The sequence below is a fragment of the Methyloprofundus sp. genome (assembly GCF_965251085.1).
Classification (GTDB): Bacteria; Pseudomonadota; Gammaproteobacteria; order Methylococcales; family Methylomonadaceae; genus Methyloprofundus.
Window position 1 is genome coordinate 3,774,005 of sequence record NZ_OZ252594.1, and the last position, 25,532, is coordinate 3,799,536.

Sequence of the window (25,532 nt, forward strand, 5' to 3'; positions counted from 1 at the left end):
AGGTTTCTCAATATACCTTCTCGCTCCAAGCTCCCGTTTGGGAATACATAAAGCAACAGCTCTTGTGAATTTGTCGGTAGATAGAAAATCATCTAACTTTGTGCTTAATTTCATTTATTCAAACGGGTTAAGAATGCTAACGCCACAACCAATAAAGTCATGCTCATTTCTGGTGACAACGGTTAAGTCATAAGTCAATGCAGTCGCTGCAATTTGTTTATCTAAAGCATTTTCATAATGCGGAACCCGTAACTGCCCCCATACCTGGGCCTCCGTAGCAGTAAAATCAAGAATATTATCAGCGTATTCATTCAGCAGTAGCTTCAACCACTGTTCTAGACTATCAGCTTGCGGCTTATCGCCTCGATGACGAATGATATTAACACCACGTCTCAGCTCACCCACAGTGATAACACTGACAAACAATCGCGTCTCTTGTTCCTGCGCGATCTTAAAAAAATTGATAACACCACGATTTGCTTTATTTTGCTTTCTTACTTCACTGATAACATTAGTATCAATTAAATACATTTTCTACCCGATCATCTTGCTCGCGCAAAAAATCCTGGTCATCTCCGACATTAGGTATAGACTGCAGAACTTCTGTGAAACTTCTTTTTCTAGGTTTCTTTAACGCGGATTCAAGTATTTTACGATGCTCAGCTTCGGCACTAATACCGTGCTTACCGGCCAATGCTTTAAGCGCATTTACAATATCTTCATCAATATTACGAACAAGCAAATTAGGCATATATCACCGTAGGAAAGTTTAAAAAAGACAATGCTATCATTGATAGCAGTTGACCGCAATTTGCTGGATTTGAAAGTATCGGATTCTTTTCCAGCGCCCAAATAAGAACGACTGCATCAGCCGACGCTGGAAGATATACGGTGAACTTCAACAACGCCTCTGTAGTTGATATAAAAATAACCTTTTTAAGCGAACTGTGCTTCCATCGGTCGGCTGGATGCACTGGTTATGCTACTTTTTTACCTAGTTGTAGTAATTTCGCTTGGGTTGTTTCTAATATTGAATCCCTCAAAAAAGAACTTGCCTGAATTATTTCAATACCGATAAGTTCACCTTCATCATTCAATTCTGCCGTAATATTTGGGCTAATTTCAACACTATCGAACTCTCGCTCATCTGAGATAGCAAGATGTAAAATATCTTCTTCCTTAAAATAAGACAACTTTGAATCATTCATTTTCAAACCTCCCACTTTTTACTCTATAATTAATTTGCTGACGGGTAGTAGCATGAATTGTAATTGGAGTAATTATATCTTTTTTGTCAATTTCATGCGGAATCATAACCAAGACATTAGCGTCCTTTCCTACAACTACTAGTCTTTCGGTAGCTGTATCATAGTACCTTTCAGTGCTATATTTGATTATCTCTTCGACATTTGATAAATTGAAACCGCGAAGTTTCACTCTATATCTGAAATAATCTGTCCAACTAATTTCTATCATTTTCTATATGTTAAATACCTTACAATTTTTAATTTGTAGCACAACATGGGTATCAAGAAGCAGGTTCATTTTTCACCTGGAAAAATAGCTGAATTATAAAAACCATCGATTAAATCATCATCTAACTCATCGAAATCATCCGCTATTTTTACTTTACCTTCCCAGCTTCCCCCTAATATTCTGGGTGTTGGATTTTCCTTAAATGCCGAAAGTATTGCAACGGGGTGTTGCCTGCCTTGCCAAATAATAATAGGCTCATTAGTCTCTTGAACTATTTTTATTAACTGGGATAAGTTGGCTTTTGCATCAGAAATATTAGTCATTTGCATGATATTGCCTCTACATTTTTATCTAAACTACAATTTATTGCTAAAGAACCGTACTGATTCTAGGGCTCATTAAAGGATCTATATTAGTTATTTCCTTAGCTATATTTAATTGCATATTTGCCTCGGCAACTTCTTGAATGGAGTCATCAATTTGATATCGATTACCCTCACGGCACCAGGAAAGTACAGTAGAAAGGTGCCAAATAGCTGATCTTCCTTCGTGTATAGGCAATGGAAAAGAGATGCTATTATTCATCATTAGATTCCTCATATTTTGCCTTGAAAACCCGAGAACATCAGCTATATCTGATAGGCCAACAAAATCAGGTGTTGCTTCAATTAATACCGCGTCCGGAATCACCCTTTTTACATCTTCAATTGCGCTACACACCGCATTGAGTGCACTCTCGGCTTGCCTATTAAAATTGAGAGCAATTCTCCCTTGCTGCCCAACCCCAATTAAAGCGTCATCACATCCCCCTGCTCCGAGATGATCTACGTAAGAATCAGGAGTAATAGAAGCATCAGGAAATTTAAATTTTAAAGTAAATTCATACTCTTGCATTTGTTAGGTCTCATTATCTTTATCTTTTCGAGCTGTACAGTTATCAACAACCCTCTTTATCTGCTTTGCATGTGTACCTGTATTTTTAGGAGTACTCCAGATACTGGAAATACAGAATTCACCGCAACGACATTCATTGCTATTGTATGGGCAATATATCTTACCCCATGCATGCGAACCACCCGGTTTAACTTTCCAGCCATGAGCTTCGGCATACCGAAGTGCATTTTCAATTTCAGGCTTTGAATGCTTCTTTCTTGCCATATAAGTACCCAAGCATAGTTAATCCAACATTTTACTTGTCTTTTTTCTCATTTTCGGCGTTGCATAAATAGTTGCGTAGCCATACTGCGCCGTGTATGCGCCTTGAAAATGAAAAAAAATTCTGCGTAAAATTTGTTAAATTAACTATGCTTGGGTACTTATACCCCATTTACAAAGCTTAACTGACCCACCCAAGGTTGTCAATCGACAACTCAAGCTCTTACTAATTATTCTGATCCGGCTCTTTAGGCCTAATCAATATCGGACACAATAAAAAACCCAATATCACGCCACAGCTAACCACCTTTGCCAAAGTCTGCAACATCGATGTCTGGGCAAAAATCAGACAGCCAAACACCAGAGCGCTGGTTAACATAGAGGCGGCCATCGCCTGGTAAGTCAAGGTCAAATGGCCGCTGCGGTTTTCCTGATAGAAAATCCCATAATCAACGCAGATAGCGACCGCTAATAAAAATCCAATTAGATGTAAAAAGCTAATCGCTTCCCCTGTCCACGCCCAGAGAGCCAGAATCATTAAAGCAGCTAAAAATGCGGGTGATAGTGTTTGCAGGGTAAGGACAAGGCTTTTATAGCGTAACCCTAACAATAATATGATTAATGCTAATCCTGCTAGTAAAGTTATTTCAGCTCGATGCTGATAATCTATCGCCATATGATTTAGCATATCGCGTTGACTAAAATATTGTACGTGCTGTAAATCTGCCAGGGCGCTTTGTATGGCTTCTGGCTTATGCTCGCTAAGCCAGATAATTAATAAGGTCCGTTGCTCAGCAACCACAATTTGGTTACTGATTAATTTAGCAACGGGAGATTGTAAAACCTGCTGTAACGTCAAGGGCTCGTTCTGCATGTAATCTAGTTCGCCTAAGCGGCGCACTGATAGGCCATGTGCTTGCAAGGCACTACCCCAAGACTCGCGTTGCTCTTCATTTAAAGAGTTTAATAATAGCTGTTGATTTGCTAACTGCTGTTGCGCTGATAAAAGCCAGGGGTAAAGCCCAAAATAATCGTCTAAATCTCCCGTTTTTTTTATGCCATCGAGCCGCTGATACACCTGTTCAGCACTTTGCAATGTCTGCTCAACTGTCTCACCGCTAACTAGCACAAAACGGCCAGGCTCCACGCTAATGATACGCTCACGAATTTTTTTATCCGTTAGCTTTAAATAATCCAGTTCTGGCGTTAATTGCTGCAAATCCTGCATCCATTGTAAGCGGTCTAATTGTACCGCCCCGACGACCGACAATGCCCCTACCCCGGCTAGCAAGCCCCAGCGGTAGCGCTGGCAAAACTTAGGCCAAAAAACAATAAAACGAGAGGGTTTACTATTTTTTGCTTCTCCGATCATAAGTCGCGGAAATAAATAACGGGTTAAAAGCAGAGAAACAATAATTCCGCTTCCGGTATACACTGCAACCTGTTGAAACCCCGGATAACCTGACAACCCTAACGCAACATAGCCAATTAACGTCGTCAGTGCCCCCATTAACAAGCTAGGAAAAATCTTTTTTATGACATTTATTCGCTGTGCCTTTTGCAAGCCTTGCGCATGGACTAATGCGTGGATGGGATAATCTATGCAAATTCCGATTAAGGTAGAGCCGATGGCAATCGTCATACCATGTACCGAACCGAACACCAGGTTGGTTACCAATACCGCAACCGCCATCACTGTTATCAGCAATGAAAAAACCCAGAGCAGAACGCGAAATGAACGAAAAATAAATAGAAATAACAGCATTAGAGCAATTGAAGAAAAAATGCTTATAAACTTAACATCATTCTCTATCATGGTTTGAGTTGCTACAGCAAATAACGGCACACCCGTCATATCTAGCTGATAATTATTACCCGTTAGCTGTGTAGCGGAAGCAAAAGAATCTTTAATTTTTTGCTGAATTTTCAGCTGTGCTGGTACGTCCATACCCGACATCTGTGTTTCTAATATAAAATTAGCGTACTGTGAATGTTTCGATGTCTGGTTTTGTAGCTGGGTTGCGAAAGCTTTAAATCCATTTAAAGATATTAGCAACGGGTCTTGTACTGCTATTTTTTTAATTAACTGTCCCTGAGGAGAGAGTAAAGCCTGTTTTAAACCAGCCGCTCGTTCTAACAACGCTGTCTCGGTGAAAATTTCTGCTAAATCTTGCTCGGGGTTGCGGCTATATAACTGCGCTCCATGTTTAGCGTATACGCTGGACAGAGCCTCTAAAACCCCCCTTTTTTCATCCGTTGTCCAGACATCAACTACGCCAGAAATAGACTTTAAATGTTTTAGCCAGCCCTGAATAAAAGCTGCAGAAACTTGCTGACTCCCTCCTGCATCAACCGAGAGAATATAGCGCCGTGATAACGCACCGGACTGTATTTCACTGGCCAATAAAATTTCTTCGGCATTATCACCCGCAATAACAAAAGCCGAAATATCGGTTTTAAACTGGGTGGTAAAAACAGCCAGGCAAACCAGCAAAGGGACACACAGGAAAAAAACAAAAGCAGGTATCGAGCGACGCACAGCTAATGATCTTTTAGCGACTGCAATAATTCCTGCATATGATGTTGAATTGCCAGTCCATGTTGTGGCTGGCTTAATGCATACGAGCTACGATCACCATCAGGCAAAATCACTATCATATTATTTGCCGCTTGCTGACTCAGCCCTTGCATAATAATTTTCATCGGTGCGGCATCGGGTTGATGCTCTTTTGCTATCATCTCTAGCGTCCATGATAATTCTGAAGTGCTAAATTGCAAACGATAAAGCTGGCGCAAGGCGACAAGATTGCCTGTCAGCATCGCTTTAAAAGCAACTAGGCTTGCCATCATTGGATTGCTTTCATCTAACTGCGTCTGGTGATAGGTATTGCTAGACGGTCGGAGATAAATCAGCTGACTTGCTTCTGCGGCCATCAACTCTATTTCTGGTTTTAATTGCTGTTTTAGCATGATGTCCGGAATTGCAGCATACAAATAACCGCTGCCCTGCCAGTCCTCATCAAACAAGCCCATAGTGCGCGTTTCCTGATAGGGTATTTGCACCGCAGTCTCTGGCTTCATGCGCGCCATAACACTTTCAATAGTATCCTGAGCAAAACAATTAATACTGAGACTAGCCACAACAAGCACTGGCAAAATTTTAGTTACCTGCATTAGCTTGCCTGTACATCCAGCCAGATTTTTCGGCCATTAACCAGCATAGCTTTTGCTGATTCCTTAATTCCTGGAATTTGCTCCCTGGGCAACTCAATTCTGCGAAACAGAAAAAAACGCCAGATATACTCAGCAATCATCAACATAGCTGTTAACATAAAAATGAGCACTCCGGTAAAGATTGCCCACCACTCCACCGACGCAAACAATGCCAAAAAGATGCAAGTGACAATATTAAAAGCAAAGAATCCTGTCCACATTATTGTTAAATGACGGCAATATCGACTAAGAACGGGAGGCATAACAGGAAATTCAAGCTGTGCAAAGCGCTCCACCAAAGACGGCCCTTTATCTCTGAGTAATGTTTTACCAAAAAACAGCATTAAGCTGAGCTGAATTATAATTGGAATCAACTTTGCCATGACATCCTGAAAAAAAATAGCACCCAGAAATAAAGTAATAACTATGCCTGTTTTTTGAATTCGTACGCGCTTTGTTCGTGCTTTCACTGCCTGGTAAAAATAGATACTAGCAATCACGGCAGGTGCAAACCAGACCACACCTTCTTGCACCCCTCTATATACAAGATACGGATAGAGTAAGAAAATGGTGCTACCAATAATGCTACGTAGAATGGTGCGCATGGGAAAATTATTTTGTTCTGTTTTCCACTACAAAGGCTGCTAAAGAATTTAGTGAGGCAAAAATCTCCTGATTACGATCATCTTCAGAGGTGATTTTAACGCCATATTTGCGATCCAGCAGTACCGCTATTTCTAAGGCATCTATTGAATCCAGACCCAAACCCTCGCCAAACAACTGCTCATCAGGAATTATTTCCTCAGCCGTAATATCTTCTAAATGCAAACCCTCGATTAACAATGTTTTTAATTCTGCGACTAATTCTTGAGACATACTTCCTTTTCCAAACTAAAAATAAATAGCGGGTATTTTACCTTATTTTCTCTGTGAGATCGTAAATGAAATAACTTTTGTAGATGGGGAGGTATTTAGCATGATGCGCTTCATACTTCAGAATATCCTATTTTTCATTTCCTTGTGTTTACTTAAGAAAGGGGCGTATTAAAAGTAGGCTAAAGCCTACTCCCCCCCCTTATTACACAACAGTAATTTTGGCAGGCGTAATAAGAAGCCTGAAAATAAGCGGATATGCATTCCAGTTAGCAAGACATTATCCCGCCCATATTTAAACTGACTCACGCCTCCCTCTTGTTTAGAAATATAGCGCACTGGTGTGGCAATATTAATGACCGGCACTTTACGCCAGGCCATGCGCACGGCAATTTCCGGCTCAAAATCAAAGCGTCTGGCCCAGCGAGTTGAGTGCATTACTGCGATTAAGTCGTTAATGGGATAAATGCGCATGCCAAACAGGGAGTCATGAATACCCCAACCCAGGGTTTCTAAATTAGCCCACCAATTGGAAATTTGTCGTCCTTTGACTCTTATCATAGGCGCTGAGTCGTCAAACACTGGCTCACCCAGAATCATTGCTTCGGGATTATCTACCGAATTGCACATAAATTTTTTGATAAAACTAGCCGGATGCTGATAATCCGCGTCCATCGTCAACACGTGAGAAAAACCCTGCTTCTGCGCCTGAGTAATACCGGTTAATATTGCTGCGCCTTTACCTTTATTTTCACTATATTTTATGACCTGCAAAGTATCAGGGTATTGTGCTTGTAGGGCCAGCAATAAATCTTCACTACCATCATCACTACCATCGATAATCACCCAGACTGGTAGCCATTGCTGTAAAGCCTCAGTCACCGTTTTTTTTAATAAAGCCCCCGTATTATAACTTGGGATTAAAAGCAGGTGACTGGTTGATAATTCACACTTATCATTCATATCGATTATTTCGGCACTCTTCGTAATGGGTGCGGACTAGACAATTCATCAAGGTAAATTTTTTCCAGGCGCTGTACGAATTCCTGCGCTGATTCATTCTCCTGTATATAAACAGGCTCGGCCACATTAATGCTCATTCTTAATGGAAATTCGGGCTTTTTATACAATGGCCAGCCTTTTTCAAAAAAACGGGAATTACTGCGAATAAAAACAGGAATAACGGGCACTGAGGTTTGCTTAGCCAACAAAGCAACACCGCCTTGTATAGGGTTCATCCATTGCGCATCAGTTTTTGTTCGTGTCCCTTCCGGAAACATGAGCAACTGCTTATTTTTTATTAAGCACTGTTTGGCTAATTTAATCATTTGGCTAATTGAGTTAACCGGAATATAGCCAGCAAGTCGCCCTGCCTGTCCTCCGAGTAATGGGTTTTTCAAGATACTCTCTTTCATAATACAGATAAGCGCAGGCACTTGCGCCACAATAAATACCACATCCCATAAGGCTGAATGATTGGGTGCGACAATCATCGCCCCCTGCCTATTTGCCAGATTTTTTAATTGATCATCCTCTAAAATGAGCAAGCCAGTCACTTTTAATAAAAAAACAAAACACTGGAAATCTTTTTGCAATATAAAGCGCCCACAAACCAGTGCGTACTTTTGTGGCAGCATTAAGTACAATAAAGTTCCCAGCAGTGAAACAAATAGTGATGTAATAGCCCAGTATACGAGCATAAAACAGTAAACAATCCAGTCCTGACAATATTTAATCACACGCGCTCCTGCTCAGAGGAGCGAACATACAATTGCGCTCTACCCATCGAAATCATAACCGCCAAAAATAACATTAACATACTGATACTAAAAATAATCAAGGCGCTATCAAATGTTAACAGCCAAAGTGAAGTGACTAGCTCTAAACATATTAACGCAATTAACAAATAGCGAATATGCAAATAATGCATACGACTACAAAAATAAGCGCCTAAAGGTGCGCCCACCACAACCACTGGAACTGCCGCCAGCCAATAAGCCTGCACTTGCGCATTGATGCCATCAAGAAAATAAATCTGTAGCAAAGTCCCTAAAACCGAGTTAATAGCCATTAAAACAACCGATATTGGTGTCGCGATACTTTCGCTGATACGAAATAATAACACCAGCACCGAGAAGCAAATCATATCAAGACCGCTCCCCACCAAACCAGAGATCACCCCGCCAACAACACCCACTATTAATAATACGATGACTTCCCTTAAAGCTATGTCAGGCATATTTAAGTGGTTAAGTCGAAAGCCAGTGCTTAAGCGTATAAGGGTAAATGCCAGACTGATAGCCATGATAGTGAATAACATCCTAATTGTTACCGTAGCCAATAAAGGTGATAGTAAAACAGAACCAATAACTATACCAAGCGCGCCACCGAGGCTAACCCAAATTATCACTCGCCACAACACCTTCACGCGCATCATTATAATAGCAACTGTAGCCGCATAATAGCAACTGTAGCCGCAACCATACCGACACTTTGTATAGCCAGGGAAAAAACTTTTGCATCAGCTGGCGGGATATGCAAAACCTTAGTAAAGACTGGAAAAGCAATCGCGCCACCACCTTCACTGGTTGCACCGGCAATAATAGAACCAAAAACCATCGTTACCGAGACTTGCCAATAATTATGAATGATTTGCCAACTCTCTGGGTATGTATAAAAAAGCCAAGTGCCCCATACAGTGACAGCCACTAGCAGACTCACTATCAATGACCAACTTTTTTCTCTGCTTATCATTACCTAACCAAAAATAGTCTTACCGCACCTCACCAACATGGGGCGACACTGAACAAAATATTTTAGCATATACTTCGCACGGCCACGGCTGCGGTTTTCTAGCGGGCGATTTTTGCCGATAGCTTTGATAATCTATCCGTAGGGCGTGGTTTTAGCCCGCCTTTAACACTATGCTTATATTGGCGGGCTAAAGCCACGCCCTACGCCTTTCTCGTAAAGTATCCTGTATAATCCTAGAAAAGTCAGTTGCTCACGGCTTCTAGCACAAGCTCTTGATTCCACAGCACTTCCAAAAAATACCCAATTAACCTACGGGTGAATCTAAGATTTTTTGAAAGTGTTATATTAATTCAATGTCTTGCACTATAATTCCGCGCCCAACTGATTTTTCTAGGATAATTAATCACTTTTTTTATTTGCCACTCTTATCGTGACAGCACACAATCAACACACAATTTTACTGGCTGAAAGCCTGAAAAAAAAACTAGCGATGCCTTTTTGTATTTGCGCCTCTGGCATTATCAGCCGTGCTGACTTATTAGCCCATGCTGTTGCGCTAAGTGAGAAATTACCTGAAAAAAACTATGCCATTAACCTATGCCAGGATCGCTACCTGTTTATCGTTTCTTATCTAGCTGTTTGCATCCGCAAACAAATTTCATTACTACCCTCCAATCAGGCACCAAAAACTCTACACGAATTACAAGCAACTTATCCTGATAGTTACCGACTAGGCGATGACAAAAGCATCAGTGATTTCCTTATTACTTATGACTTATTAGAAAAAAGCAGCAATCCTTTTCCCCTAATCGATATAAACCGTCCTCTATCTATCTCGTTTACCTCAGGTAGTACCGGTAAACCTAAAGCCATAACGAAAACCTGGCGTGAGTTTCAAGCTTCTGCCGAATTAGCACTACAGCGCTTTAAACTAAAAAATAAGCAAATCACCCTGGTTTCTACAGTCCCCATGCAACATATGTATGGCCTGGAAACTTCATTATTCTGGCTATTATTTTCGCAAATGACATTGCATAATAGCCGCCCTTTTTATCCCCAGGATATATGCTCAACCTTGAATAATATAAGCACTGATAAAATCCTGATCTCTACTCCCAGGCATTTAAAAATCTGTAGTGAGACAAGTAGTCACTGGAATACTATTAAGTTTGTCCTGTCTTCAACGGCTCCAATGGAAAAAAATCTGGCAACACACGTAGAGCAAAGCCTACGAACACCAGTCTTTGAACTCTTTGGCAGCACAGAGACTTTATCGTTCGCTTCCCGCCGTCCAGCTAAATCCAGTCTGTGGCAACCTTACGACACAATTCATCTAAGTCAGAAGAATAAACAATTTATTTTACAGGGGGGACACATTATCAAGCCACAGATTTTAGATGATAATTTCAGCATTGATAATCAGGGTTTTTTTACCCTACTGGGTCGTGCAACAGATTTAATTAAAATTGCAGGTAAAAGAGCCTCGCTAAGCGACCTTAATCACCAACTGACCTCTATCAACGGCGTTAAAGACGGTATTTTTTTTCCCGGCAATAATGAGCGCTTATCAGTCCTGGTTGTTAGCCAATTACCCAAACATGCTATTATTAAACAGTTAAGACAATCCATAGATGAAGTTTTTATCCCTCGTGCAATATATTCAGTCTCGGCCTTACCCCGCAATGACATGGGCAAAATAAATAAAACAGAACTTGAGCAACTGATACGGACACAGCAACTTGCTAGAAAATAACCAGAATTATTGTATTGAAGCGACTCACCCTTGCTTTGCCGGACACTTCCCCGACAACCCTATCGTTCCGGGAGTCGTTATCTTAAATTATGTGCAACAACAACTGCGCTTATGGTTGCCTGCTTACCGTATCAACACCTTAGCCCAGGCCAAGTTCTTACATCCTCTACACCCAGGCGAAGATTTCACCATTACTCTCCAACAATCGTCTGCACACAATATAAAATTCTCCTGCACTCGCCATACAGACACCCTCGCGACCGGCTCAATTCTTATCCAGGAGATTGACGATGAGTAAACACTGGCAAGATAGCAAGGAACGTAGCACCCCGTTCACCTTACTCACCATACGCTGGATAGCCCTGCACCTTGGACGGCCTGTAGCACGCCTACTGCTATACCCGATCACCCTGTATTTTCTACTGTTCGCCACGGCCCCGCGCAGGGCATCCATGCAATACCTGACACGGGTATTAAAACGCCAGGCAAACTGGCTGGATTGTGCAAAACATATCCATACTTTTGCATCAACTATTCTGGATCGCGTGTATTTACTTACTGGCCAATTTTCCAAATTAGACATTAGTTTTCCAGCAGAAAACATTCCCTTAACCTATAGCAAAAATGGCCAAGGCTGTCTGCTACTTGGGAGTCATATCGGCAGTTTTGAAGTATTACGCAGTTATGCTGTAAGCAACTATCCTTTGCCGATCAAAATCCTTATGTATGAGCAGCAGGCACCTATGATGGTGCAAGTACTTAACGCACTTAATGCTGATGTTGCGGACACCTTAATTTCTTTAGATGGCTCACCCAGCGGACTGTTGAAGGTAAAAGAAGCCATTGATAGTGGCACAACAGTCGGCTTACTGGGTGACCGTATTTTAGGTGAAGGCAATGACAAAACAGTTATCTGCTCGCTACTCGGTGAACCTGTCAAAATGTCTACGGCTCCTGTTTTACTCGCCTCTGCTTTAAAGGTACCACTGATTGTGTTTTTTGGTATTTACCTGGGAGGCAATCGTTATAAAATTCGCTTTGAATTACTCGCTGAAGAAGTTACCTTAAACCGCAAAACCAGGCAAAAGGACATACAAGCCTATACACAGAAATATGTCGATATTCTGGAAAAACAAATGCTGGAGACGCCTTACAATTGGTTCAATTTTTATGATTACTGGCAAAAAGATGAACAATAAGACTTTAAATCAAGCACAGTTTGCACACCTGATTCCCCATGCCGGATCTATGATGTTAATTGATCAGGTCGATTCATGGAGTGATAAACACATTAATTGCTCCACTCAGTCACATTTAGCGACTGATAATCCCTTACGCTTAGATAACAGTCTCTCGATCATGCATCTTATCGAATATGGCGCTCAGTCGATGGCAATTCATGGCGGCTTACTATCTGGCAAATCTTCTCCGGGATTTCTAGCGGCTGTGCGAGGTGCACATTTTCATATTAATAGCTTAGATACTATTAGCGGCTCGCTACATATAAAAGCCAGCGCAGAGCTAAAAATCGAAAACGGAGCCGTTTATTCATTCCGAATTACCGACAGTCAAGACACTTTACTACTTGATGCCCGGGCAACGGTCATTCATACCCAACCATGAAAAAAGCACTTATTACGGGCGGTAGTGGCGATATAGGTTCAGCCTTGTGCTATCGCCTTGCTAAAAATAATATCCATGTAATTGTTCATAGCAATCATAACATTGATAAAGCACAGCATATTGTCACTACTATTCAGCAACAAGGTGGCTCAGCCGAAGCGATTGCTTTTGATGTCTGCGATGCAGAAACCACGGAGAAAGCCTTGGAAAAACTCTCCGAGTCAGGGCTCATCCAGATTATCATCAATAATGCCGGCATACATCGAGATGCACCCTTAGCCGGAATGAGCAGGAAAAACTGGGCAGATGTGATTGATGTCTCGCTGCATGGTTTTTATAATGTCACTCAGCCGTTATTAATGCCGATGATACAAAGTCGCTGGGGGCGGATTATTAATATGTCATCAGTAGCGGGTGTGATGGGCAATCGTGGCCAATGTAATTATTCAGCTGCAAAAGCGGCATTAAACGGTGTCACCAAATCGCTGGCGCAAGAACTTGCATCACGCAAGATCACTGTCAATGCGATTGCACCCGGCATTATCGAAGGCACAATGACAGAAAACAGCTTTGATAAGCAAATGATTAAAAACATCGTGCCAATGAAACGAGCTGGAAAGCCCGAAGAAGTCGCTGCTCTTGCTGCTTTTTTATGCTCTGATGATGCCAGCTATATTTCAGGGCAGATTATTAATATTAATGGAGCGATGGCTTAAAATGCACGATGTTTTAGTGATTGGCGGCGGGCCTGCCGGAACAACGATTGCCAGTTTGCTTGCTGAAAAAGGGTATTGTGTTTGCCTGCTGGAGAAAGCCCATCACCCTCGTTTTCATATTGGTGAATCTTTATTACCGATGAATTTACCTCTGTTTGAAAAACTAGGTGTACTAGAGCAAGTTGATGCTATAGGGATTAAGAAGTATGCCGCAGAATTCAATTCTCTGAAAACTTCTCTCGCACAAGATACCTTTTATTTTGCCAAAGCCACCAATACTAGCCCCGCCTTCGCCTATGAAGTCAGACGTTCCGAGTTAGACGAAATATTATTTAAAAATTGCCAGAAAAAAGGAGTCATAGCCCTGGAAGGCATGACAGTCACTCATAGCGATTTAGGTAGCTCCATAAAAAAAACAATCGCTGTCGATGCACAAGGTAAGCAACACGAATTTACCAGCAAGTACCTGGTGGATGCCTCAGGACGCGATACTGTATTGGCGCAACAACTGAATAGCAAACAAAAAAACCCCAAGCACAAAATGGCCGCCATTTTTGGTCATTTTAAAAATGTAGCGCGTAGAACCGGCAGAGATGAGGGAAATATCAGTATTTACTGGTTTCAGCACGGGTGGGTATGGCTGATTCCACTTAAAGATGGCGTTATGAGCGTTGGTTGCGTTTGCTGGCCAGAATATTTAAAAACACGCGATAGCGATCTAAAAACGTTTCTACAAACAAGCTTAAGCTTTATTCCTGAAGTGGGTCAGCGCATGAAAGGCGCTGAGCTGGATGGTGAAGTCCAGGCAACAGGAAATTATTCTTATCAATCCAGTATTATGTCTGGCGATGGTTTTTTACTGATTGGTGATGCTTATGCTTTTGTAGACCCGGTATTTTCCAGCGGCGTTTATTTAGCGATGCAAAGCGCAACAAGAGGAGCTGACCTAGTCGATCAAATACTCAGGAGTACAGCTGATAATAAACAACGGGTAAAGCAATTTGAAAAATCCGTCGCAGAAGAAATAAAAGCTTTTTGCTGGTTTATTTATCGCTTTAACAGTCCGGCTCTGCATAAATTGCTTATGTCGTCTGATGAAGCCAGCCAGCACCCTGTTAAGCAAAAGTTGAAATCAGCTGTTATCTCGGTTTTAGCGGGAGATGCGTATCATAATTCTCAAATTAGACTTCCCCTGCTTGCGTTTAAGTTCCTATATTTCATTAATATACTGCTCGAATTCAAGCTAAATAGAAAATTTACGCTATTTAAAAAACAGAAAATAGGGGAGTAGGCTAAAGCCTACACGAGTCATTATTTTTTTAAATGTGTCTATACGTGTAGGCTAAAGCCTACTCCCCTAATTTTCATATATGCCATAAAAGCGTTGATCAGCATCTTCTAACTTTGCTTTAATTGCATTATTTTTTATATATTCGTAAGTTAGCAAAAAATGTATTTCATCACGAATAGCTTTATCAAAATAATCTCTTTCCCATAGTTTTCCATGCCTTGCCAGATATTTATTTACCAACAATGCTGACCCGCCCTTTATTCTTTTCATTATTTCTTTCAGTTGTTGGTTTTGCTGAAACAACAAATGTAAATGATTTGGCATAATACTGTAGGCAATTAACCTATAGAATTCAGGATCTAACTGTTTTAGGTAACTATCAATAATAGTAATCACATCACCCTTTAGATAACACCCTTTATTTGATCGATCACAGTAGCTATCAATGTTCATTTGTTTTTGCGAGATGCTTAAATCAGGTGTTTGATTCACTCGATGTAAATACTCATCAACACTATCATGCGTACGAAAAGTAACGAACTGATAAACATTTAACTGACTATAGTGATTTAAAGTCTTTTTATTCATGCATACCTTTGGGGAGTAGGCTTTAGCCTACACGAGTCATATTTTTTTAAATGTGTCACCGTTAAGTGTATATTTTAAAAAATCATTCTTCCAATCAATTAACAATGCGATGAAATACTATTTTAAAGCGTAATATATCAAGCTTTAAACAGTTTTTAGCTATATTTTCCACACTTAACGGTGACAGAGCCTTATTTTTTAAATGTGTCTATACGTGTAGGCTAAAGCCTACTCCCCGAATGCAGCAAAAACATCCAGTAAATGCTGAGTGCTAGCCTCCTGCATTTCAGGAGCATACTCATTTAACTCTGGGTATAGCCGCATTGCTTCTGCAATGATCTCACATGCCAGCTGCTTAATAAATTCCATATTCAGCACCAGTCTTTGCTGTAACTCTGAATCACTCTGTTGCTTATGCAAATCCTTATTCAGCTGCTGTATAAACTCGATCCGGCTGTAATTCAAAAAAATATCACTCATATCCTGTGTCGATAAATCTATCTCGGCCCAGCGACGGAATAGACCCTGCATTTGGGAATTCAGCTGATATATCTGCTGCAGGGTGATTGATGCGGATTGCATAAACTCTAGGTCGGTTAATTTATTGCTGAAAAATAATAACGCGATCCCGCTCCAATAAAGAGTGAAGTCCCAGATAATTTTTATCGTCATCACCCTGGCATTCCCCATAATAGGGTATTGATCTGCATAAACAGGGCCGAATGCGATAAACATGATACGAAATAGTTTCTCGTAAGCCTCTGTTGCTACATTAATGTCCTCTCCAGCATATTGTTTAACAATTAGTTCAGTAATAAAACCATTGTTCATGGCAATAAAATCACTGCCTGGCGAATAAAATGGATCAAGAAAAACACCTGCATCACCGGTAATCGCCCAACCATCTGCTGAAAACATTTGTTTGCAATTATATGAATAATGTTTCAGAGTGAGAAAATCCTGCCACTGATCAAGGTGCCGATCAATAATCCCGGCAAATTGTGGCTCATGTTTTTTCAGCCACACTTTGGCGCGCTCAAAAGTGTTAAACCCTGCATAGGGGTGAATTTTAGGGTCTGCAACAATCCCTATACTGGTCGCGCCCGATGACAGTGGAATAATCCACACCCAGTAGCCTTTCCCCATTAAGTGATTGGTACTCAGCCACCTGGGTTCTTCAACCCGGTCTTGCCACTCTTGCTCAGCCACCCAGTCATCCACTTTGATCTGATGATTGATTCTAAACCATGAGGCATTGACATCATGGTAAGCAGGCTTTGCCAGCTTGAGCTTTCTCTTTAACAGCCCCATGCGCCCACTTGCATCAATAAGCCATTTACTGTGAATAACGCTTTTCTGTTCATTGTGTAAAAGCGTGATTTGATGATTATGTTTTTCGACAGAAATGTCTTTTATTTTACAACTATCCTGAAAATCTATCCCTAGAGTGAGACATCGCTTGATTAAAGCATTTTCAAATCGACCTCTATCTATTTGATAGCTTTTAGAGAAGGAAAAAATACTCGGCCCAATTTCAATCCGTTTGCTAATATCTTGATTATCCCGATAGCTATAAAAAAATCGCAAGCCTAATTTAGGCAGTTCATTTTCTAGTTCCGCTTTCAAACCCAGAATTTCATCAAAGTAATAACCGGCTATTTCTACCGTAGATTCACCCACTTTATGTGCCGCTTCTGGCATAGGAAAGGTTGCTTTTTCTACGATCAATATGCTGATATCGTTAATTCTTAGCTTCAGCTGAATGGCTAATGTCAGTCCAGATAACCCCCCGCCCATAATCAGGACGTCATACGCATTGTGCATTACAATTCTCCAATACTACATAAACCGCGGGGAGTAGGCTTTAGCCTACCAGAGTCCCCTCTCACTATAATCTAACGGGTGCTGCGGCACAAACTGCCCACAGCTCAGCTTGCCGAGTTAAGCCTAAAATTTTCTGTGCTGTTTGTACGCCTGAATAACTGACACCATAAACACCACCGCCCGGTGTCGTCCAGTGCCCGGAAAAATAAAGCCCCTCGATCGGAGCCTTATTAGCAATGCGATTGGCACCCACTTGCTCTGGTGTTACTGCCCAACCATAAGCAGCGCCGTCCTGATTTAATGTATAGCGCTGCATTGTCAAGGGAGAACCCGCTTCAATAAACAATACATGTGATTTTAAGCCCTTAATTTTACGATCTGCAAAATCCAGCATTTTTTGCATATAATTGGTTTTTTCTTGCTGCCAATCACTAGCCTGATCAAACTTCGCTAAAGTTGTCAACATGACTAAATGCTCACCTTTAGGCGCAATACTGCTATCCACCAAAGTTGGCACAGTGATGCTTATCCAGGACACTTCGCCCTGCATTGATTTTTTGTAATTAAGCGCATGACTTAATTCATCATAATAGAATGCTTCATGATGTGCTCCGGCCTGAACAAGGTCCAGATCAGTAGCAATATAAACGACAAAAATAGAACATGATACGTCCATGCGCTGCAACCGGGTAAGGTAGCGTTTGGGGAAATATTCTTTACCTATCAGCTGATAGACTGTCTGTCGCATATCAGCATTCGCAATAACCGTTGCGGCGTGAATGACTTCTCCTGATTCAAGAAGTACGCCTTGAACCTTGTTCTCACAGACATGTATTTTATTTACCTTTTGCTTATAGTAAATTTCGCCTCCAGCCTGCTTTAAGCCTGTGACCAGACTATCAGAGAATACTTGGAAACCGCCGGCACAGTAATAGGCACCATCAGCAACATAGCCCATTAGCATACTCGCCCAATAAATAAACGATACTTTTTCAGGAGGCAAACCCAGATACGGCCATAGCGCCGCAAAGATGCATTTTAGTTGGGGATCTGTAATGTAATCACTCCAGACTTCAGCGAGAGTGCAGTGACGATATTTAAGTAATAAATTTAATTCAGATTGCATGATATTATTAGCTTCTGTTGCCATAACATCATCGCATTTAGCGACTTGCTCCGCCAAGGCTAAACATAAGGATAGTAACGCTTTCAAGCCCTGTCGTTCATCAGGAAATAGCTTAGCTAATTGAGTTACGATGCCATCAATGGATGAAGGCAGTTCAACTTCGATATCAGCAACCGAAACAAGAGCAAAGGGATTAACCTGGACAAATTCCAGCTGATCATACTGATTGATAGCTTGCAGCACTTTGCGGATTATCTGCCCACCCGCTAAGCCCTTTAGTCCACACCCGCTAGTAAGATGTACGCCTGCATCAAATGTATATTTCTTGCGTTTAAAGCCATGTGCATAGCCCCCAGCACGGTCATGTTGCTCTAACACCAAAACTTGCCGGCCTGATTTTGCCAGCAAAGCGGCGGCAGTTAAACCGCCTATTCCACTCCCAATAACAACAATATCAAATTTCTTTTGCTGCATGTATTGCTAATACCTTAAGCACTTTATATAACGGGAGCAACTAGACAGGAGATGAAGCATCATACCCTTTCCTATGTGCAAAGGGCATGATGCGCACGATAACAACTTGATCGATAAAAATCTACGTGCTAATTAAGGCTTCTGAATACTTAAAGCGCCCATAGCCCAACCTAGATCATATCCCTTACCTTTTCCGGACTGCGTTACAGTTCGAGCGCCTTTTGGTGCCCAGCGTCCTTCAACTGATTTAATAAAGCCTGCATCGCCATCCATCATAAAAGAGCTGCCATAAATATCATCTATTTTTGTTACCCCACGAATTTTACCTTTACCCTCAGTTACTTCATAGGCGCCAAAAGTAAATCCACCGGCTTTCAAACTCAGTTTCACATTGGCACTTTTTCCGCTTGGGCACGTTACTGTTCCTGTTCCCTCATAGGTTTTATAAAAAGCAGCCCAGCCTTTCATAGTATATTTTAAGTCACAATCTTCAGCATGAGCTGTAGAAAAAGACATAAAGAAAAGTGAACTAACAGCTAAGCCTAAAATTTTTGTACGCATAATTATTCCTTTCAAATAGTAAAACTTGATTATACCTTAAGGCTTGATGGTTAAGCCACTAAAGGCAAAGCCTAGATTATAACCACCACCGACACCAGCACCACCACCGGCGATATAGCCTTTAAATAAGGTACGCGCCTCTGCTGCACGGGCAAAACCAGCATGTACATCGATTGAGAAATAAGTGCCATAAATATCCTGAATACTTTTAATGCCCGTAAATTTACCTTTGGCATTTTCAATATCGATCACACCTAAAGTTAAGCCACCGCCATGTAGGGTCAAAGAAACCCGGGCACTCTGTCCATTAGTACAACTGACAACTCCCGTCCCTTTATAGCCTTGATAAAAAAAAGACCAGCCAGTTAAATTATACTTTATAGTGCAACTTTTACTTGTCGCCAGGGACGGGAATGGCATCAATAAGAGTAAACTGACTAATAGCGTTGAGAGAATGTGTTTCATGGTGCGTATTACTTTCAGAAAAACGCTTAATTATACAGAGATTGCGCACCGATGAAGAACTGCAAGTGAGTTAACCTTAACTAATGAGCGCTTGTAAAGATAGTCGCTACTGGCTAAGCCCTCGGCTCTTTAAGCTGCAACTGGGGAAAAGTACCATCGTCCTTTCAGAGTATGAGCCTGTAACAAGAATATTCAGGAGATTTTTTGAAGAGCGTTACGCAGCAGTCATAACTGCTGCGTAACATCCTATATCACTAGTGTTGTACTAGTTGAATTTTATATCAATACGACGATTTTTCTGCCGTCCAGCTTGTGAGCTATTTGAAGCAATCGGCTGGCTTTGACCATAGCCTATCGCAGTAATACGGTTGGCAGCAACACCTTTGCTAATTAAAACATTACGAATAAAATCAGCACGTTTTTGTGATAATTCATTGTTAAGTTTTGTACTACCCGTGCTATCAGTATGCCCTTCCAAGGTTACTTTTTTACTAGGATACTTTTCCATATAGGTCGCTAGCAAATCAATACCTCTGGTGGCGCCAGGCACTAAATCAGCCGTACCTGTAACAAATTCAATATCCCCAAAGGCTCGTAAAATTTCACGCTCTGCTTCAGATAATTGCATTGCCAGTACTTTGTTCTCCGCTACATCTAGTTGGTTCTGAGTAGCGTCTTTTTTTAAGTTAAGCGAGTCGTTAATTAATTGCTCTTTTTTTGCCATCAAATCAACACTGTTTTGTCTTGATTGTTCAGCCGCAGCAATACTAACTGCCGTTTCAACCTGGGCATTTCCAATGTAGGCCAATGACGTCATGTCATCTAGCGACTCAGAAGCAACCGCATTAAGCAAAGTTTCATTTGCTTTAGTTAACTCATCTGTTGCATATTTCTGTATGGCTGGATTACTAGCCGCTGATTTATACGCTTGTTGTGCATCAAGTAACGATTTTGGCTTTTGTAATTCTGCACAACCAGCAACCAGCGTAGTAATGACTACAGGAATAAGCAGTTTTTTTACTGTCAATGTTTTCATAAATAGGTCCATAAATATTAGTAAATCGGGTTAAAACTGATTATTGCAGCTGGGATTTCAACATTTGCAAGCTTTGTTGCATTTGCTTTTCTGATGCACCTGCTTTTCCTGCCTCAGTTTTCGCTTGAGCCAAACTTGCTTCTGCAGTTGCCTCATTGGCTAAACGTAACGCCGCTTCATCGTTACCCTCTTTCATTTCGCTCTTGGCTTGCTGTAGTTTATTTTTTGCTCGTTCCAGTTCCACCGCAGCATATTCATTGGCACCTATGTTTCTAGCCGACTGTAGCGTAGCTTCTGCATACGCAACTTCAGTTTTTGGTGGTGCAATTCCACATGCACTTAAGGCAGAAACAGCAACACCTAAAGCAGTCGCTTTAATTAATGCTGCAGTATTATTTTTTATAAACATAAACTCGCTCTCCATTTTAATTTAAGAAATAATGACAAACTAATGTAGTTAACATTGTGATTCTATATTAGTTATGCGGAATTGCAAAAGAATTTTCTAAAGCGCATCCCGATTTTTTATACCTTGATAGATTCAATATTTCGCAGTAAAAAATCAGCCTCTATTTCACCGCCTAAATATTAACTTTTTATACCTGTACCTCTGGCCAGTAAAATCAGACAAAAAATGATTAATACCAGTATAAAACTGACGGTAATAATCATGGCGCTGATTACATCGACATCTGAAATACCAATCAGGCCGAAGCGAAAAGCATCAATCATATACAAAATAGGATTGAACAAAGCAATTTTCTGCCAGATCTCAGGGAGCATGGAAACAGAATAAAACACACCGCCCAGATAACTAAGAGGTGTCAAAATAAAATTGGGAATAATGGATATATCATCAAAACTATCGGCAAAAATCGCATTAACAAAGCCAGCCAGAGAAAACAAGGTTGCAGTTAACACAAATACAGCAACAGTAATCCACCAATTAGTCACGGATATTTCAGTAAATAGCAGAGAAATTGCCGCCACGACACAACCGACTAACATTCCGCGTATAACTCCACCACCAATATAACCCGCCAGAATAACCCAGTTTGGTACAGGCGCCACCAGTAACTCTTCAATATGCCGCTGAAATTTGGTTGAATAAAACGAAGACACAACATTGGAATAGGAGTGGCTAATCACTGACATTAAAATCACACCCGGTACGATATAATCCATATAGCTAACCCCATTCACACTACCGATACGATCACCAATCAGTTTGCCAAAAATCAGAAAATATAATGAAGTGGTAATCGCCGGTGGTAATAATGTTTGTGGCCAGATACGCGTAAAGCGACGAATTTCTTTAAACAACAGGGTTCTAAAGGCAATCGAGTTATTCATGAAATTATCGTTTCACCTTTTGCCAGCTTGGGTAAGCGCCCCTCTAAACCCATTGCTCCACGCATCACTTTATTTTTTAACGGGGTAATTCGTTCCGCTAAACCCAGACCCAGATTTCTAAAGAACTTAAGCGGTAAAACCTGATTACTAAACGTACGGTAAAACAAATCCATCACAGTCATCATTTTCAGGTTTTCGTTTCGGCGTAAACGCTCGTATCGTTTGAGCACCTCAACATCAGCAATGTTTTTACCTTTATTGCTGGCATCAATTAAGACTTCTGCCAGCATAGCCGCATCTAATAAACCTATATTGACGCCCTGTCCTGCTAGTGGATTAATCATATGCGCAGCATCGCCCACTAAGGCAACCCCTTGTTTTACATACTCCTGTGCATGTTGACGCTTTAACGGAAAACTCGCTACACCAAGAACTTTATTAATTTTGCCTAAACACTCCGGAAAAGTTGCCATAAGTTCAGCCAGCAATTCTGTTTCAGCTAGAGCTTTTAAGCGACGCACTTCATCGGGTGTGTTATACCAGACAATAGAGCCATAGCTTCCTGTTAATGGTAAAAATGCCTGCGGGCCGGTGGGTACAAAGCGCTGCCAGGTAATATCCTGTTGCTGGTAGTCAGTTTCTACATAAATAACCATGGCATGTTGCTTATAATCCCAACTGGTCACGCCCAGCCCGACGGTTTGTCTTAAGCGTGACTGCCCACCATCTGCACCGACCATGACTTTAGCAGATAAAACCTGGCCATCATCAAGTTCTACACTGCCTTTGCCATTGGTATAGTTTATGCGCTTGATAGTAGCTGGACACAGAAACTCTATATTTGGAAACTCTTGGGCTCTATGTAATAAGGCTAGCTGAGTCACGCGGTTTTCGACAATATACCCTAATGCATCATAAGCTATATCATCACTATTAAATTCGGTATCCCCCGCTGTTTCCCAGACCCGCATACGCTTAAAGGGACAGACGCGCATCACCATTACCGCATCCCAGGCACCCACCGTTTGTAAAATTTGCTGTGATGCGATACTTAAAGCAGAGACACGTAAGTCATGTGCTTGCTCCGCAGAAAATGCCTCTGGCATGGTTTGTTCAATCAAAGCTACTTTTAAATCACTATCACCCAAGGCACAGGCGACAGCCGCACCGACCATTCCACCACCAACAATTAATACATCATATTCTTCATTCATGCCACTATCCAGTAAACAAATTATGTGAATAATTATAGCACTGAGGAGACATAGCGAAAACATCCAATGCTATTGAACCAGATTGATGCGCATCCTTTCGTCAGCACATCCTGTAATATCACTAACTTCTAACATCCGTTTCACACTCCTTTAACCTAGAAAAATCAGTTGGGCGCGGAATTATAGTGCAAGACATTGAATTAATATAACACTTTCAAAAAATCTTAGATTCACCCGTAGGTTAATCGGGTATTTTTTGGAAGTTCTGTGGAATCAAGAGCTTGTGCTAGAAGCCGTGAGAAACTGATTTTTCTAGGTTTAAGGGTTGTGTTCTATGAATTATTGATACTGGGTTGGATCTGATACTTCTGCCTGTTCAAACCCTTGTTGCCTTAATCGGCAGGCATCACACTCACCACAGGCCAAACCATCTGAACTCGCAGCATAGCAGGAGACTGTTTGCGCATAATTGACATGCAGCTTAGTGCCTTGTTGTATGATTTCACCTTTACTCATATGGATAAGAGGCGCATGAATTTTAATTTCATGCCCTTCTACACCTGCTTTAGTGGCTAGATTTGCCAAAACCTGAAAAGCTTTAATAAACTCTGGGCGACAATCGGGATATCCAGAATAATCAACCGCATTAACACCAATAAAAATATCATGCGCACCCAGCACTTCCGCCCAACCTAGTGCAAACGAAAGAAACACCGTATTCCTGGCGGGAACGTAAGTCACCGGAATTCCTTCCTGATGTGTTACGGGCACTTTCAAGGCATCATCGGTTAAAGCCGAACCACCAATTTCCCCCAAACCTAAATTGATTACTTTATGTTCAGCTACTTGATAGTCTTGTGCTATTTCCCGGGCTGACGTAAGTTCGGAATTATGCTTTTGACCATAATCAAAACTCAAAGCATATATGTCATAGCCTTGTTGTTTTGCCAACGCAAGAACAGTAACTGAGTCTAGCCCGCCTGATAATAAGATGATTGCTTTTTTTGTCATATTGCTTAAATAGTTGTCAATTCGCACACTATTATACTGGCTAACACAGGTAATGGAATATCGCTGCGCGCATTGAATAAGTGCAGTTATAATATAAGGAATAATCAAACTATAAGTGACAACTCGCAATGCAAGAAAAAGATGTTCTACGCCGTTTTTTATTTGATGGATTAGCCGTCCGGGGCGAATGGTTAAACTTGAGCTCTAGCTGGCAAGCAGCAAAACAACACCACAAATATCCTGAAGATGTCATGCAGCTACTCGCTGAAGCTCTGGCAGCAGCAACTTTGCTATCGGCGACGATAAAATTTGATGGCAACTTGATTCTCCAGGCTCAAGGCGATGGACCACTTAAATCAATAGTAGCGCAAAGTACCAATAATAGAGAAATCCGTGGCTGGGCGCGCTGCGATGCAGATGCTTCAGGTGAAAACATTGCTGAATTACTCGGCTCTGGTCGCCTGGTTTTAACCATAGAACCCACCTCAGGCGAGCCTTATCAGGGAATTGTACCCTTAGCGGGAACACAGCTTAGTGACGCTGTAGAAACTTATTTTACCCAATCTGAACAATTAAAAACGCGTGTATGGCTTTTTGCCAACGAACATCAGGCAGCGGGTCTTTTAATACAGGAACTTCCTGCAGAGCAAAACTCAGACTCAGAAGAAGACTGGACTCGTATAGAGGCTTTAGCGAGCACAATTAGCAAGCAAGAACTATTAGAACTCCCCTGTGAAGAAGTTCTGCACTGTCTGTTTAATGAAGAACAAGTACGCCTGTTTGCCGCAGAACCGATTAGCTTCAAATGTCGCTGTTCGGCTGAAAAGGTCGCAGTAACATTATTATCGCTAGGCCGCGAAACCGTAGATGAAATCCTTACCGAGCAAGGTAAGATCATTGTAGATTGTGAATTTTGCAGTAGCAAATATCACTTTGATAAAGTTGATATAGCTCGCGTCTTTTCCAAAGCATTAGTACACCCTAAAAGCAAAACCCAGCATTAATCCCAGATCTCTCAAAAAACCA

At 41.3% G+C, this 25,532-nt stretch carries 32 protein-coding genes; 7 read left to right on the plus strand and 25 right to left on the minus strand.

Annotated elements, in window-relative coordinates; all coding sequences use genetic code 11:
• Nucleotides 1-114: 114 nt before the first annotated feature.
• From ACQY3F_RS17755 to ACQY3F_RS17825, 15 genes are all read right to left on the minus strand, one after another.
• Nucleotides 115-531 (minus strand): type II toxin-antitoxin system VapC family toxin, encoded by a 417-nt coding sequence (locus ACQY3F_RS17755; RefSeq protein ID WP_428356304.1) that lies wholly within the window; start codon nt 529-531, stop codon nt 115-117.
• Nucleotides 518-751, minus strand: coding sequence for a FitA-like ribbon-helix-helix domain-containing protein (locus ACQY3F_RS17760; RefSeq protein WP_428356306.1), 234 nt, complete (start codon nt 749-751; stop codon nt 518-520). Before ACQY3F_RS17760 ends, ACQY3F_RS17755 begins: the two co-directional genes overlap by 14 nt.
• A gap of 226 nt (nt 752-977) precedes the next feature.
• Nucleotides 978-1,208, minus strand: a complete 231-nt coding sequence (locus tag ACQY3F_RS17765) for a DUF2283 domain-containing protein (RefSeq protein WP_174483412.1) — start codon at nt 1,206-1,208, stop codon at nt 978-980.
• Nucleotides 1,201-1,476 carry a hypothetical protein gene (locus ACQY3F_RS17770; RefSeq protein ID WP_428356307.1) on the minus strand — a complete coding sequence of 92 codons (276 nt, stop codon included), beginning with the start codon at nt 1,474-1,476 and terminating at the stop codon, nt 1,201-1,203. Before ACQY3F_RS17770 ends, ACQY3F_RS17765 begins: the two co-directional genes overlap by 8 nt.
• 65 nt (nt 1,477-1,541) lie before the next feature.
• Nucleotides 1,542-1,799 carry a type II toxin-antitoxin system Phd/YefM family antitoxin gene (locus ACQY3F_RS17775; RefSeq protein ID WP_428356308.1) on the minus strand — a complete coding sequence of 86 codons (258 nt, stop codon included), beginning with the start codon at nt 1,797-1,799 and terminating at the stop codon, nt 1,542-1,544.
• A gap of 46 nt (nt 1,800-1,845) precedes the next feature.
• A complete protein-coding gene (locus ACQY3F_RS17780; protein WP_428356309.1) occupies nt 1,846-2,370 on the minus strand; it encodes a DNA-binding protein in 525 nt (174 codons plus the stop codon).
• 3 nt (nt 2,371-2,373) lie between these two features.
• Nucleotides 2,374-2,634 (minus strand): hypothetical protein, encoded by a 261-nt coding sequence (locus tag ACQY3F_RS17785; protein ID WP_428356310.1) that lies wholly within the window; start codon nt 2,632-2,634, stop codon nt 2,374-2,376.
• Nucleotides 2,635-2,857: 223 nt separating this feature from the next.
• On the minus strand, nt 2,858-5,170 hold the full coding sequence (locus ACQY3F_RS17790) for an MMPL family transporter (RefSeq protein ID WP_428356311.1): 2,313 nt from the start codon (nt 5,168-5,170) through the stop codon (nt 2,858-2,860).
• Nucleotides 5,171-5,172: 2 nt separating this feature from the next.
• Nucleotides 5,173-5,805, minus strand: coding sequence for a LolA family protein (locus tag ACQY3F_RS17795; protein WP_428356313.1), 633 nt, complete (start codon nt 5,803-5,805; stop codon nt 5,173-5,175).
• The gene (locus tag ACQY3F_RS17800) at nt 5,805-6,449 is read right to left on the minus strand and encodes a hypothetical protein (RefSeq protein WP_428356314.1); all 645 of its coding nucleotides are present in this window, start codon (nt 6,447-6,449) and stop codon (nt 5,805-5,807) included. The genes ACQY3F_RS17795 and ACQY3F_RS17800 overlap by 1 nt, the downstream gene beginning before the upstream one ends.
• A 7-nt stretch (nt 6,450-6,456) precedes the next feature.
• Nucleotides 6,457-6,720, minus strand: a complete 264-nt coding sequence (locus ACQY3F_RS17805) for a phosphopantetheine-binding protein (protein ID WP_428356316.1) — start codon at nt 6,718-6,720, stop codon at nt 6,457-6,459.
• A gap of 186 nt (nt 6,721-6,906) precedes the next feature.
• Nucleotides 6,907-7,680, minus strand: coding sequence for a glycosyltransferase family 2 protein (locus ACQY3F_RS17810; protein WP_428356317.1), 774 nt, complete (start codon nt 7,678-7,680; stop codon nt 6,907-6,909).
• Nucleotides 7,681-7,685: 5 nt separating this feature from the next.
• A complete protein-coding gene (locus ACQY3F_RS17815; RefSeq protein WP_428357736.1) occupies nt 7,686-8,354 on the minus strand; it encodes a lysophospholipid acyltransferase family protein in 669 nt (222 codons plus the stop codon).
• A gap of 98 nt (nt 8,355-8,452) precedes the next feature.
• Nucleotides 8,453-9,154, minus strand: coding sequence for a TSUP family transporter (locus ACQY3F_RS17820; RefSeq protein ID WP_428356319.1), 702 nt, complete (start codon nt 9,152-9,154; stop codon nt 8,453-8,455).
• Complete coding sequence (locus ACQY3F_RS17825) at nt 9,154-9,471, minus strand: hypothetical protein (RefSeq protein ID WP_428356321.1); 318 nt, start codon at nt 9,469-9,471, stop codon at nt 9,154-9,156. The genes ACQY3F_RS17820 and ACQY3F_RS17825 overlap by 1 nt, the downstream gene beginning before the upstream one ends.
• A gap of 430 nt (nt 9,472-9,901) precedes the next feature.
• On the opposite strand from ACQY3F_RS17825, the gene ACQY3F_RS17830 reads away from it, so the two are divergent.
• From ACQY3F_RS17830 to ACQY3F_RS17855, 6 genes are read left to right on the plus strand one after another with little or no spacing between them, the layout of a single operon-like run.
• Nucleotides 9,902-11,224, plus strand: coding sequence for an AMP-binding protein (locus tag ACQY3F_RS17830; RefSeq protein ID WP_428356322.1), 1,323 nt, complete (start codon nt 9,902-9,904; stop codon nt 11,222-11,224).
• Entirely contained in the window at nt 11,211-11,522 is a 312-nt protein-coding gene (locus ACQY3F_RS17835; RefSeq protein WP_428356323.1) for a hypothetical protein, read from the plus strand. Before ACQY3F_RS17830 ends, ACQY3F_RS17835 begins: the two co-directional genes overlap by 14 nt.
• Nucleotides 11,515-12,423, plus strand: a complete 909-nt coding sequence (locus ACQY3F_RS17840) for a lipid A biosynthesis acyltransferase (protein WP_428356325.1) — start codon at nt 11,515-11,517, stop codon at nt 12,421-12,423. Before ACQY3F_RS17835 ends, ACQY3F_RS17840 begins: the two co-directional genes overlap by 8 nt.
• A gap of 49 nt (nt 12,424-12,472) precedes the next feature.
• The gene (locus ACQY3F_RS17845; RefSeq protein ID WP_428356326.1) at nt 12,473-12,847 is read left to right on the plus strand and encodes a hypothetical protein; all 375 of its coding nucleotides are present in this window, start codon (nt 12,473-12,475) and stop codon (nt 12,845-12,847) included.
• Nucleotides 12,844-13,563, plus strand: coding sequence for a 3-oxoacyl-ACP reductase FabG (gene fabG, locus ACQY3F_RS17850; RefSeq protein ID WP_428356327.1), 720 nt, complete (start codon nt 12,844-12,846; stop codon nt 13,561-13,563). Before ACQY3F_RS17845 ends, fabG begins: the two co-directional genes overlap by 4 nt.
• Nucleotide 13,564: 1 nt before the next feature.
• The gene (locus ACQY3F_RS17855) at nt 13,565-14,854 is read left to right on the plus strand and encodes an NAD(P)/FAD-dependent oxidoreductase (RefSeq protein WP_428356329.1); all 1,290 of its coding nucleotides are present in this window, start codon (nt 13,565-13,567) and stop codon (nt 14,852-14,854) included.
• Nucleotides 14,855-14,920: 66 nt separating this feature from the next.
• On the opposite strand, the gene ACQY3F_RS17860 is transcribed toward ACQY3F_RS17855, so the two are convergent.
• The 10 genes from ACQY3F_RS17860 to queC all read right to left on the minus strand — a co-directional run bounded on the left by ACQY3F_RS17860 (nt 14,921) and on the right by queC (nt 24,506).
• Complete coding sequence (locus ACQY3F_RS17860; protein ID WP_428356330.1) at nt 14,921-15,442, minus strand: transposase; 522 nt, start codon at nt 15,440-15,442, stop codon at nt 14,921-14,923.
• 228 nt (nt 15,443-15,670) lie between these two features.
• Nucleotides 15,671-17,266: an NAD(P)/FAD-dependent oxidoreductase gene (locus tag ACQY3F_RS17865; protein ID WP_428356331.1), complete on the minus strand. Its 1,596-nt coding sequence runs from the start codon at nt 17,264-17,266 to the stop codon at nt 15,671-15,673.
• 64 nt (nt 17,267-17,330) lie between these two features.
• Nucleotides 17,331-18,866, minus strand: a complete 1,536-nt coding sequence (locus ACQY3F_RS17870; RefSeq protein ID WP_428356332.1) for a phytoene desaturase family protein — start codon at nt 18,864-18,866, stop codon at nt 17,331-17,333.
• A 132-nt stretch (nt 18,867-18,998) separates the two neighbouring features.
• Nucleotides 18,999-19,427: a hypothetical protein gene (locus ACQY3F_RS17875; RefSeq protein WP_428356333.1), complete on the minus strand. Its 429-nt coding sequence runs from the start codon at nt 19,425-19,427 to the stop codon at nt 18,999-19,001.
• Between the two features lie 36 nt (nt 19,428-19,463).
• The gene (locus tag ACQY3F_RS17880) at nt 19,464-19,892 is read right to left on the minus strand and encodes a hypothetical protein (protein ID WP_428356334.1); all 429 of its coding nucleotides are present in this window, start codon (nt 19,890-19,892) and stop codon (nt 19,464-19,466) included.
• Nucleotides 19,893-20,157: 265 nt separating this feature from the next.
• Nucleotides 20,158-20,928 (minus strand): OmpA family protein, encoded by a 771-nt coding sequence (locus ACQY3F_RS17885; RefSeq protein ID WP_428356336.1) that lies wholly within the window; start codon nt 20,926-20,928, stop codon nt 20,158-20,160.
• A 40-nt stretch (nt 20,929-20,968) separates the two neighbouring features.
• Nucleotides 20,969-21,337: a DUF4398 domain-containing protein gene (locus ACQY3F_RS17890; protein ID WP_428356337.1), complete on the minus strand. Its 369-nt coding sequence runs from the start codon at nt 21,335-21,337 to the stop codon at nt 20,969-20,971.
• A gap of 179 nt (nt 21,338-21,516) precedes the next feature.
• Nucleotides 21,517-22,281 (minus strand): ABC transporter permease, encoded by a 765-nt coding sequence (locus ACQY3F_RS17895; RefSeq protein WP_428356339.1) that lies wholly within the window; start codon nt 22,279-22,281, stop codon nt 21,517-21,519.
• Nucleotides 22,278-23,495 (minus strand): FAD-dependent monooxygenase, encoded by a 1,218-nt coding sequence (locus ACQY3F_RS17900; protein WP_428356340.1) that lies wholly within the window; start codon nt 23,493-23,495, stop codon nt 22,278-22,280. Before ACQY3F_RS17900 ends, ACQY3F_RS17895 begins: the two co-directional genes overlap by 4 nt.
• 339 nt (nt 23,496-23,834) lie before the next feature.
• Complete coding sequence (queC, locus tag ACQY3F_RS17905; RefSeq protein WP_428357738.1) at nt 23,835-24,506, minus strand: 7-cyano-7-deazaguanine synthase QueC; 672 nt, start codon at nt 24,504-24,506, stop codon at nt 23,835-23,837.
• A gap of 128 nt (nt 24,507-24,634) precedes the next feature.
• Here queC and hslO point away from each other — a divergent pair, with 128 nt between their 5' ends.
• Nucleotides 24,635-25,510 (plus strand): Hsp33 family molecular chaperone HslO, encoded by an 876-nt coding sequence (gene hslO, locus ACQY3F_RS17910; RefSeq protein WP_428356341.1) that lies wholly within the window; start codon nt 24,635-24,637, stop codon nt 25,508-25,510.
• Nucleotides 25,511-25,532: the final 22 nt, after the last annotated feature.